A 10,583-nucleotide genomic window follows, 5' to 3' on the forward strand; every position below is an offset into this window, starting at 1 on the left:
CACCGCCGCTTTCCCCGACCGCGTGCGCTCAGCCATCACCCGCCCGATCACCGGACACCGCCGGCAGCAGATCCTGTTCGAGCCCCCACTCACCGAACCCGCCCGCGCCGAAGGGCAGGTAAAGACCCGCCGTCTTCAGGGCATCCAGGAACTGGGAGGCGCTGGGCACCGTCCACGTCCCACTCCGGCAGGCGTCCGCCACGAGCCCGGCTGTCCCCCGGACCGCGAGCCCATGGCGTTCGGCGACCTTGCGGGCGTTCCTGTCGTCCATGTACACCGTGCCCCCGTGGACATCCGCGTACGTGCACAGCGTGCTCTCACCGATGTTGTGCTCGTTCGTCATGCCCAGGCGCTGCGCCCAGATCGGAAACCGGCCATGGTACGCCAGGGATTCCGTGCTTGCGGTGGACAGCCATTCAGCGGACCGCACCCGCCGCACGACCTCCTCCCGCCCGGCATTGCGTTCGACCTCGTCGATGACCGCACGAGTGGTCAGGCATTCGTACCCGTGCAGCACACTTCCGAGAACGTCGAGGCGGTCGATCATGGACGAGTACAGCAGCGGTGCGGCATCGATCAGCAATACCCGGGAAGAATCGTGCACGCCTTCAGCCCTCGTCGAACTCATCGGGCCCCACCTGCCCGCGCATCATCTCGACCGCGCGCACGACGGTGATCAGATCCTCGTCGAGCGCCCGCATGACCGCGGAAGCGTAAGCGGGCGGCACCCGAACCTTGGACAGATCGGGCTGCGGCCTCCACCCCAGGGAGTCCTGGAACTCCGCCGCCGTGGGCGTGCGTTCCCTCATCTGCTGCCAGAACTCGCTGCCCTCCCCCTTCTCCGGTGTGGCCTGACGCACGGCCAGACTCCAGGAGACCCGGTAGGTCGCCGCCAACCGGACGAGGTTGCGGCGCACCTCCTCCCGGTTCTTGCGCACCACCGCCTGGCGGGCCGTCACCCTGGGCAGGAGGAACTCCGCCGCGAACGCGTCGACCAGTTTCTCCCGCTCGTGCCGGGAGGCGTGCACGCCTCCCGCCGCGTCAGGGGAGAACTCGTCGCCCAGGATCATGTGCCCCAGTTCGTGTGCGGCGGTGCTGCGCCTCCGTCCCGGTTCCAGGTCGAGATTGACGATGGCCACGGCGATGTCGCCGTCGATGAGGGAGGCCCCCTCGACTCCTTCGGGAAGCGCCACCACGGCGACGAACTGCCCGGCCCGCTCGCATTCCTCGGCGAGCGAGTCAAGAGGTTCGGTGCCCCGCCCCAGCTCGTCGCGCAGCCACAGCGCCGCGTCGGCCGCCTCGGAGGCGTCCGTGACCGAACCGGGGAAACGCAGCGGCGTCCGGGGGATGAGCAGCTCCTCCTCGACGAGCTGGCGCACGTCCCTCAGCCACTCGGCGAGCCGGGCCGTGGTGCGGTAATCGCTCTTATCGGCCGCGATCTTCTCCGCCCCGACGGCCGCGGCACGACGGGACACCACGGCAGGGGGCTCGCTCAGGAAATGGGAGATCGGATAGTCGAGCTCACGGGAGATCCGCGCCAGTTCGACCGCGTCGATATGACGGATTCCGCGTTCGAGTTTGGAGACCATACTGCGCTCCAGACCGACGCGCTCACCCATCTCTCCCTGTGACATCCCGGCGGAGATCCGGCTCAGTCTGACCCGTTCCCCAATCAGTTCCCAGCTCAGTTCCTGTCCCATGTGTGCGATCATCGCACAGCGTTCTCCGGCTGTGAATCCGAATCGACCAACCTTGGGAGAACCGTTTCGGTAACGCGCCGATGCGGCCACGGGCACGGAGGCGGGCCGCCGTCCCCGGCTCAGTCCCGCCCCAGGTCCGGCGACGGCAGCAGGCACGGGCTTCCCTCCTCCTCGCGGAGCCACCCCTCGTCCACCAGGTGGCGGATGACCAGCGCACCCTCCCACCGGTCCCAGCCGAACACCGCCTCCAGCTCCCGCCAGGTCGGCCCGCGCCCGTGTTCGGCGACGTGCTCCCCCGCGAACGCGGACACCCACGGCTCCAGCCCCTGCACGATCCGCCGCGCCCGCATCATCGGGCCGGTCCGCAGGCTTCCCGCCCCCTCCGGCTTGCGGGGTTCCGCCGGCCGCGGCCCGGGAACGCGGACCGCGCCCTGTCCCGCCGACGCCGCCCGCCCGAGGTGGGGACGCTCCGGCTTGGAGGTCAGGTGCCACCCCCGGCAGTCCGGGCACTCGTAGGAGCGCCGGGGCATCCGGTCGGACCGATCCCGGCCGTGGTGGCGGATGGCGGCGAGGGCGAGTTCGGCGCTGATCCGGTCCTTGAACCAGCGCTTGCCGCAGCTGCGCGGCCGGGAAGCGCGCGGCGGGCGGGTGGAGGCGCGGCGGGGGCGGGCGTGCTGTCGGCTCATGGGGGGCGGTCCTCCTGGTCCTCCGGCGCCGCGACGGCTCCGGCTCGTGTGCTCTGTCGGAAGGGCGCGGGACGGGACGGCGACCGTCCGCTCCCCGCGTCGTGGCAAGGACGGTAACCGAACACACACGATATGGACATACGAGAACCCGATAACCCTGGTTATCAGAGGATCATGAGAAAATCCGCCGGATCTGCTCTAGAGTGGCGGCACACCTCTCACCCCCAGCACAGAGAGGAGAAAGCACCGGATGCCGACGCCATCACCGTCCCCGCTGCTCTCCCTGGCCGACATCGCAGCCCTGGCCGGCGTCAAGCGCCCGGTCACCTCCACCTGGGTCCGCCGGTACCCGGACTTCCCCGCACCCGTGTCCCGGCAGGGCAACCGCACCTGGTACGACGGCCGCGCGGTCGCCGACTGGCTCACCACCACCGGGCGGGGCAACACCCCGGCCGAAGAGATCGGCCCGGAACTGGCCGCGCACGGCCTGGTCCGCCTCGCAGAGGAGGTCGGCGCCCAGCGGCTGGTCCGGGTGGTCGGCGGGCTGCTGTGCCTCCAGTTCATGGATGACAAACCGCTCTCGGACACCACACAGGACGCGCTGCTCGCCCGCGCGGAGCGCATGGACCCCGACGACGAGTTCTTCCTCCGCGAGCTGAGCGAGGACCCCGCGCTCTCCGCCCGCCTCGCCCCCGTGGCCGAGGACCTGGTCGAGGCCGCCTACACGCCCCGCGGCGCCCACGAACACCTCATGCGCATCCGGCACCGCCTCGGGTTCACCGGCCCCGACACCGGGGCCCTCTCTCCGGAGCTGCGCCGCCTCGCCGTCCGGGTCGCCGACCCGGTGGGCCACGCCGCCTCCGACGGCACGGTCACCGTCGCCGACCCCAACGCCCTGTGCGGCGACCTGCTCCACGACCTGGTGTCCGCGCTCGACGACCCCGAGGACGCCCGGGTCCTGGCCGCCGAGAAGCGCACCGACCTGGCACGGCTCACCCGGCGCCGCCTCCTGCTGGCCGGGGTACCCGAACTCGACCTGGACGTGCAGGAGGGAAACGAAATCGAGGAGGCGATGGCCGACCTCGACCTGATGGTGACCCTCCTGCCATACCAGGCCGGGGAGAGCCGGTCCAAGGCCCGGGCCCTGGAGGCGATCGAGGATCTGAGCGTGCTGCTGCGCCCGGGCCGCACCGCCGTGGTCATCGGACCGGCCGACGCGCTGGTCGGCGCGCTGGACACCGATGAGGCGAAGATCCGCTCGCGCCTGCTGCGCAGCCGCCTGGTGGAGTCGGTGACCACCCTGCCCGGGGGTACCGACCCCGGGCGGCCCTGGTACCGCTCGGCCCTGTGGACGCTGCGCCGCGACCCGGTTCCGGCCGCGGTCGGCCAAGTGCTCGTCAACGACATCGGTTCCCGGGCCTTGAACGGGAGCGCTGTCCGGGACCTGGCCGAGGACATCCTGCTGTGGCGGGCCGAGGGCCTCCACACGAGTGGGCACGACCCCCGCCATGGCCTACCGGTCACCATCAAGTACCTGGACGGACACTTCGGCGAGCCCCTCCTCCCCCCGGCTCCACCGGAGTCGCGGATCCGCGCGCAGACGGTCCGCGACCGGCCGGCGCTGATCGCCGAGGCCGAGGGACGCCTATCCGAGGCCGAGAAGCGGGCGCACTCCCACACGCAGGCCGGCGGTCCTCTGCACGGCGGCCTCGTCCGCCGGGTGGGGCCTGCTCCGGAGCGGGTCACCGTGAGCGCCCTGGTCGGCCAGAAGCGTCTGATCCCGGTCAAGGGACACCGTGTGGCGGCCGAACACCTCGATCCGCGCGGGCAGCTGGACGTGATCGGGCCGGACGAGGTGCTGGGGCGCGCGCCGCGCAGAAGGCGCCGCATCGACCGGCTGGTGCTGGCCGCGGAGTACCCGCACGTGGACCTGACCGAACCTGGGGACGTGGTGTACACGACCGCCCAGGAGTTCGGGGTGATGGTCGACCACGAGGGGGCCTCTGTGGTGGCCTTCCCGGCCCGGATCCTGCGGGTGAACCGCACGTCCCGGCGGCCGCTCACCCCCCGGGTGCTGGCGCTGCTGCTGGAGGGGGCCTGCGCCGCGGGGCAGCCCGCGGAAGCGGCCCGGTCCCTGCGCGGGGTCGGCGAGGTGGTCCTGCCCGACCTGCACCCGAAGGAGGTGGAGAGGCTGGACGCCTTCCTCGCCGAGACCGAGCGCAGACGGGCGCTGCTGGACGAGCAGTACGCCGAACTCGACACGCTCCGGCGGCTGAGTGCCGCGGGATTCAGCGACGGGACCCTGGCCGTCCCCGCCGACTGACAGACTTTCATCCCCATCCCCGCTGCCCCGGCTCGGCCCTTCTCCGCGCTGACGCCGGGCACAGCATCACGAAACAGAAGGAACACACGACACATGCCGCCACGCAAACGCGCCGCCGCCCAGCAGGGCGAGCTGTTCAGCGCCTCCACGCCCCAGGAGATCCGGGCCATCCTGTGGAAGGCCGCCGACCAGCTGCGCGGCTCCATGGACGCCGCCCAGTACAAGGAGTTCGTGCTCGGGCTGGTCTTCCTCAAATACGTCTCGGACGCCTTCGCCGAGCGCCGCCGCGAGATCGCCGTGGAACTGGAGGAGGAGGGCATCCCCGAGCACCGCCGGGACGCCTTCCTGGAGGAGCAGGACTCCTACACCGCGGAGAACGTCTTCTGGGTTCCGGAGAAGGCGCGCTGGAAGTACATCGCGGAGAACGCGGCGAGCGCGCCCGGAGGTGTCGGAAAGCTCATCGACGACGCGATGGGCGAGATCATGGCGGAGAACCGGCCGCTCACCGGTGTGCTTCCGCAGATCTTCAACCGCGACAACGTGGACCAGAAGCGGTTGAAGGGGCTGGTGGACCTCATCAGCGACGCCCGCTTCGGGGGGACCGAGGACAAGACCGCGCAGGACGTGCTCGGGGAGACGTACGAGTACTTCCTGGAGCAGTTCGCGCGGGCGGAGGGCAAGCGGGCCGGGGAGTTCTACACGCCCAAGAGCGTGGTGGAGCTGCTGGTGGAGATCCTGGAGCCGTACAAGGGGCGGGTGTACGACCCGTGCTGTGGTTCGGGCGGCATGTTCGTGCAGGCACAGAAGTTCGTGGAGCACCACGGCGGCCGCGACCACACGCACGACATCGCGGTGTACGGGCAGGAGGCCAACGAGCGCACGTGGCGGCTGGCCAAGATGAACCTGGCCATCCACGGCATGGACCCGGAGGGCGTCGGGAAGCGGTGGGCGGACACCTTCGCCGACGACAAGCTGCCGGATCTGAAGGCCGACTTCGTCATGGCCAACCCGCCGTTCAACCTCCACCCGTGGGAGCGGCGGACGGACGACAACCGGTGGCGGTTCGGTGTGCCTCCGGCGGGTAACGCCAACTTCGCCTGGTTGCAGCACATCATCTCCAAGCTGGGCGACCGAGGTGTGGCGGGTGTGGTCCTGGCCAATGGGTCGATGTCCTCTCAGCAATCCGGCGAAGGGGAGATCCGCAAGGCGATCGTGGAAGCGGACATGGTGGCGTGCATGGTGGCGCTGCCGGGGAACCTGTTCCGGACGACGGCGATCCCGGCGTGCCTGTGGTTCCTGGCCAAGGACAAGGGCGTGCATGGCGCGGAGGCCACCAGCGACCGGCGCGGCGAGGTGCTGTTCATCGACGCCCGGGAGATGGGCGAGATGATCAACCGCACCGAGCGGGTGTTCACTGCTGAAGAGGTCGAGCGGATCTCCGACACCTTCCACGCCTGGCGGGGCACCGCATCCGCGAGGAAGAAGAAACTGACGTACGAGAACGTCCCCGGCTTCGCCTACTCGGCCAAGACCCAGGAGATCGCCAAGCACGACTACGTGCTCACCCCCGGGCGGTACGTGGGAGCGGCAGAGGTCGTGGAGGACCCCGATGCCGAACCGCTGGACGAGAAGATCGCCCGCCTGACGAAGGAGCTCTTCGAGCACTTCGACGAGTCCAAGCGCCTTGAGGCCGTCGTTCGCGACCAGCTCGGGAGGATCGGATGACCGATTGGCACGAAAGCACTATTGGCGATGTCATCACCCTGCAACGCGGATTCGACATCACACGATCAAAACAGCGCCCTGGAAATATCCCAGTAGTCTCCTCTGGAGGCATCGGAAGCTACCACGACACTCCAATGGCCACTGGACCTGGAGTTGTCATCGGCCGCAAGGGGACCCTTGGAAAAGTATTCTACCTCCCTTCGGATTATTGGCCGCATGACACCACACTCTGGGTCAAAGACTTCAAGGGAAACAATCCAAAGTTTGTCTACTACTTCCTGCAAACGATGGATTTCCTATCCATGGATGTCGGAACTTCAAATCCCACTCTAAATAGAAATCATGTGCATCCAACTCAAATTCTATGGACTTCACCCCAAAAACAGCAGATAATTGCCGATGCACTCGGCGCACTGGACGACAAGATCGCGGTTAATGAGAGCATCGCTGATACCAGCCGCAAGCTTGGCGTAGCCTTGTACAAGCAATCGGCCGATTCGAAGCCTCGCACGATCACGATCGAAGGCCTGAGCACTTACCTCAACCGCGGACAGGCACCGAAATACACCGAAGACGAAGACGGCATGATCGTCCTCAATCAGCGCTGCGTGCGCGCAGGCCGCGTTCTGCTCGACCCCGCTCGTCTCACTCTGGCTGCACGCGTCCAGCAGGAACGATCCTTGCGCCCTGGCGATGTCCTCGTTAATTCCACCGGAGTCGGAACTCTGGGCCGGGTCGCCATCTGGTCCCATGCAATCCAAGCCACGGTCGACTCCCACGTGACCATTGTTCGCGTGAACCCTGAAGTAACCCCGACTGTCGTCGGTGGTTTCGCCATGCTGGCCGCCCAGCAGCGCATTGAAGCCCTCGGTGAAGGGTCTACCGGCCAGACCGAATTGAGCAAGGCAAAACTAGGCCAGCTCGAAATCGATATCCCCGCTGAGGGCAGCGATGCACTTGCGGCACGTCTCACCGCTCTAGAAGAGAAGGCCGATGCCGCCCTGGCTGAAGCCCGGGTACTGGCGGAACTGCGTGACACCATTCTCCCCCAACTGATGTCCGGAAAGCTGCGCGTCAAGGACGCCGAAAGAATCGTGGAGGACAACGTATGAGACCCCCCAGGCCCGACAGCGACGGCTCCGCCGCCACCTCCACCTTCTCCTCCGCCGAGTTCTCCTCGGAGCGGGTGACCGAAGCGGAATGGGAGCAGCACGCCCTCGACGAGCTCGGCGAGCTCTCCTGGCTGCCCACCGACGGCTCCCGGATCGCCCCGGGTTCCGGCAAGCGTCGGGCCTGGGACGACCTCATCCTCCACGACGAGCTCCGCGAGGCCGTCGAGCGCCTCAACCCCGAGCTCCCCCCCTCCGCCGTGGACCGGGTGCTCACCAAGGCCACCACCCCCCAGTCCCGCGAGCCCCTCCCCGAGAACAGGCTCGCCCACGGATACCTCACCTCCGGCATCCGCCTCACCTACACCGACGAGTTCGGCGCCGAGCACTCCCCCACCGTCCGGCTCGTCGACTTCCGCGACCCGCACGCCAACACCTTCCGGGCCGTCAACCAAGTACGCCTGCTCGACGACGACCACGAGCGCCGCTTCGACGTCGTCCTCTACGTCAACGGCCTCCCCCTCGCCGTCGTCGAGCTCAAGAACGGCTCCGACCCCCGCGCCACCCTCGCCCGCGCCCACGCCCAGCTCGGCACCTACGCCGAGGAGTTCCCCGCCGCCTTCCGCTACAACGTGCTCTGCCTGGTCTCGGACGGCATCACCGCCAAGTACGGGACCCCCTTCACGCCGTTCGAGCACTTCGCCCCCTGGAACGTCGACGCGAACGGCAACCCGCCCACCAGCCCCGACTTCGAGTACGACCCCGTCGACGATCCGGGTCCCCTCGCCCTCGCACTGCGCGGGCTGTTCGACCACGCCCGCTTCCTCGACCTCACCCGCAACTTCGTCAACTTCACCACCGGCGGCAACCGGCACGGCAAGCGCGTCGCCAAAGCCCACCAGTACTTCGCCGTCACCAAGGCCCTCAAAGCCGTGGTCCGCGCCTCCCGCACCAACGGCCAGGCCGGCGTCGTCTGGCACACCCAGGGCTCCGGCAAGTCCGAGGAGATGGTCTGTCTCAGCGGCCTGGTCGCCCGCGAACCCGCCCTGAACAACCCCACCGTCCTGGTCGTCACCGACCGCAACGACCTAGACGACCAGCTCCTGGGCACCTTCCAGGCCAGCCGCGACCTGCTGGGCACCGACCCCGTCCAGGCCGACACCCGCCAGCGGCTGCGCGAGGTGCTCACCAACACCAACACCGGCGGGATCGTCTTCACCACCCTCCAGAAGTTCGGCCGCACCAGGGAGGAGCGCGAGTCCGGGGCCGACCACCCCCTCCTGTCCGAGCGGCGCAACATCCTCGTCATCGTCGACGAGGCCCACCGCAGCCACTACGACAGCCTCGACGGCTACGCCCGCCACCTGCGCGACGCCCTCCCCCACGCCACCCTCCTCGCCTTCACCGGCACCCCCCTCTCCCACGCCGACGCCAACACCCGCGAGGTGTTCGGCGCCGGCGAGGACTACATCGACGTCTACGACCTGCGCCGCGCGGTCGAGGACGGGGCGACCGTCCGCGTCTACCACGAACCCCGGCTCATCGAGATCTCCCTCCCCGAGGACGTGGACCCCGCCGACATCGACGCCCAGGCGGACACGCTCACCGCCGCCATGGACGACGCCGAGCGCCGCCGCGCCCTCAAGGCCGCGCTCAAGATGACCAGCATCTACGGCGCCCCCGACCGGGTGGCCGAGCTCGCCCAGGACCTGGTCGACCACTGGGAGGAGCGCTCCAGGCTGGTCCGCCCCTACCTCGGCGGCCCGGGCAAGGCCATGCTGGTGTGCGCCAACCGCGAGGTGTGCGTGCGGGTGTTCGACGCCCTGGCCGAGCTGCGCCCGGACTGGGTGGGCACCGGCCCGGACACGGGCGTGATGAAGGTGGTCTTCCACGGCGAGCCCTCCGACTCGCCCGAGCTCAAGGCCCACGCCATGCGCCCCTCCGAGCACAGGGTCGTCCAGGCCCGCGCCAAGGACCCCGACGACGAGCTCCAGCTGCTCATCGTCCACTCCATGCTGCTGACCGGGTACGACGCACCGCCCATCCACACCATGTACATGGACCGCTCCATGAGCGGCGCCAACCTGATGCAGGCCCTGGCCCGCGTCAACCGCCGGTTCCGCGACAAGCAGGACGGGCTGCTGGTGGGCTACGCCCCGCTGTCCGAGAACCTCCGCAAGGCGCTGGAGGAGTACTCCCCCCGCGACCGGGAGGACAGGACCCTGGGCCGGGACATCGACCGCGCCATCACCGAGGTCCGCAACGAGTACGACACCATCTGCGGCCTGTTGTCGGGCATCGACTGGCGCAGGCTCCTGGCGTCCGGCGCCGGCGACGCGCGCAGGCGGGCGCTGCGGCTGGTGTCGGACCACCTGGTCTCCCCCGAGGCCCTGCGCAGACCCGAGGACGGGGACGGCAAGTCACTTTCGGAGCGCTTCCGCGCCAGCGCGACCCGGCTGGAGCGCTTCCACCAGCTGTGCTCGATGAGCTCGCAGATCAGCGAACGGTTCAAGGAGCTGGAGCACTGGCGCCGCGACATCGCCTTCTTCGTGGAGGTGCGCGCCTGGGTGGTCAAGATCGAGGCCGCCAACCGGGAGGCCCGCGGCGAGACCCTGCCCGCCGAGATCAGCATGTACCTGTCGCAGCTGGCGGCCTCGGCGGTGGACGCCGAGGAGATCACCGACCTGTACGCCGAGGCGGGCATGGGGCGGCTGGACATCACCCGCCTCAACGAGGCACAGCTGCACCGGTTCCAGCAGTCGGAGACGCCCCACCTGGCCGCCGAGGCGCTGCGCCGCCTCATCCAGCAGAAGATGCGCGAGGTCACCCGGCACAACGCCATCAGCCGGGAGCGGTTCACCGAGGAACTGGAGAAGCTCATGCTGCGCTACATGCGCGAGCAGCTCACCAGCGCCGAGGCGCTGGCCGCGCTGTTCTCCCTGGCCGAGGACGTCATGGCCGAGGCCCGCCGCGGTGAGCTGTTCGACCCGCCGCTCAACGACGCCGAGCTGGCCTTCTACGACGCCGTGGCCTCGCACGG

At 69.1% G+C, this 10,583-nt stretch carries 7 protein-coding genes; 4 read left to right on the forward strand and 3 right to left on the reverse strand.

Translation table 11 applies throughout. The annotated features are described in order from the left end of the window. Window positions 1-28 precede the first annotated feature (28 nt). The 3 genes from ACJOT3_RS27085 to ACJOT3_RS27095 all read right to left on the reverse strand — a co-directional run bounded on the left by ACJOT3_RS27085 (window position 29) and on the right by ACJOT3_RS27095 (window position 2,386). On the reverse strand, window positions 29-628 hold the full coding sequence (locus ACJOT3_RS27085; protein ID WP_406975944.1) for a PIN domain-containing protein: 600 nt from the start codon (window positions 626-628) through the stop codon (window positions 29-31). After that, a complete protein-coding gene (locus tag ACJOT3_RS27090; RefSeq protein WP_406975945.1) occupies window positions 609-1,712 on the reverse strand; it encodes a helix-turn-helix domain-containing protein in 1,104 nt (367 codons plus the stop codon). Before ACJOT3_RS27090 ends, ACJOT3_RS27085 begins: the two co-directional genes overlap by 20 nt. Window positions 1,713-1,819: 107 nt before the next feature. After that, window positions 1,820-2,386, reverse strand: a complete 567-nt coding sequence (locus ACJOT3_RS27095) for a hypothetical protein (protein ID WP_406975946.1) — start codon at window positions 2,384-2,386, stop codon at window positions 1,820-1,822. Window positions 2,387-2,636: 250 nt separating this feature from the next. Between ACJOT3_RS27095 and ACJOT3_RS27100 the strand changes: the two genes are divergently transcribed. From ACJOT3_RS27100 to ACJOT3_RS27115, 4 genes are all read left to right on the forward strand, one after another. Beyond that, window positions 2,637-4,709, forward strand: a complete 2,073-nt coding sequence (locus ACJOT3_RS27100) for a hypothetical protein (protein ID WP_406975947.1) — start codon at window positions 2,637-2,639, stop codon at window positions 4,707-4,709. A 93-nt stretch (window positions 4,710-4,802) separates the two neighbouring features. Next, window positions 4,803-6,434: a class I SAM-dependent DNA methyltransferase gene (locus ACJOT3_RS27105; RefSeq protein WP_406975948.1), complete on the forward strand. Its 1,632-nt coding sequence runs from the start codon at window positions 4,803-4,805 to the stop codon at window positions 6,432-6,434. Further along, window positions 6,431-7,546 (forward strand): restriction endonuclease subunit S, encoded by a 1,116-nt coding sequence (locus ACJOT3_RS27110; RefSeq protein WP_406975949.1) that lies wholly within the window; start codon window positions 6,431-6,433, stop codon window positions 7,544-7,546. Before ACJOT3_RS27105 ends, ACJOT3_RS27110 begins: the two co-directional genes overlap by 4 nt. Next, the coding region (locus ACJOT3_RS27115) for a type I restriction endonuclease subunit R (protein ID WP_406975950.1) at window positions 7,543-10,583 on the forward strand (3,041 nt) is incomplete at its 3' end. The genes ACJOT3_RS27110 and ACJOT3_RS27115, both read left to right, overlap by 4 nt.

The organism is Nocardiopsis protaetiae (assembly GCF_045446735.1).
Taxonomy (GTDB): Bacteria; Actinomycetota; Actinomycetes; order Streptosporangiales; family Streptosporangiaceae; genus Nocardiopsis; species Nocardiopsis protaetiae.

Coding starts and splice junctions, on each gene's coding strand:
- ACJOT3_RS27110 (WP_406975949.1), top strand. CDS start 6,431: ATGACCGATTGGCACGAAAGCACTATTGGCGATGTCATCACCCTGCAA.
- ACJOT3_RS27085 (WP_406975944.1), bottom strand. CDS start 628: ATGAGTTCGACGAGGGCTGAAGGCGTGCACGATTCTTCCCGGGTATTG.
- ACJOT3_RS27095 (WP_406975946.1), bottom strand. CDS start 2,386: ATGAGCCGACAGCACGCCCGCCCCCGCCGCGCCTCCACCCGCCCGCCG.
- ACJOT3_RS27090 (WP_406975945.1), bottom strand. CDS start 1,712: ATGATCGCACACATGGGACAGGAACTGAGCTGGGAACTGATTGGGGAA.
- ACJOT3_RS27100 (WP_406975947.1), top strand. CDS start 2,637: ATGCCGACGCCATCACCGTCCCCGCTGCTCTCCCTGGCCGACATCGCA.
- ACJOT3_RS27105 (WP_406975948.1), top strand. CDS start 4,803: ATGCCGCCACGCAAACGCGCCGCCGCCCAGCAGGGCGAGCTGTTCAGC.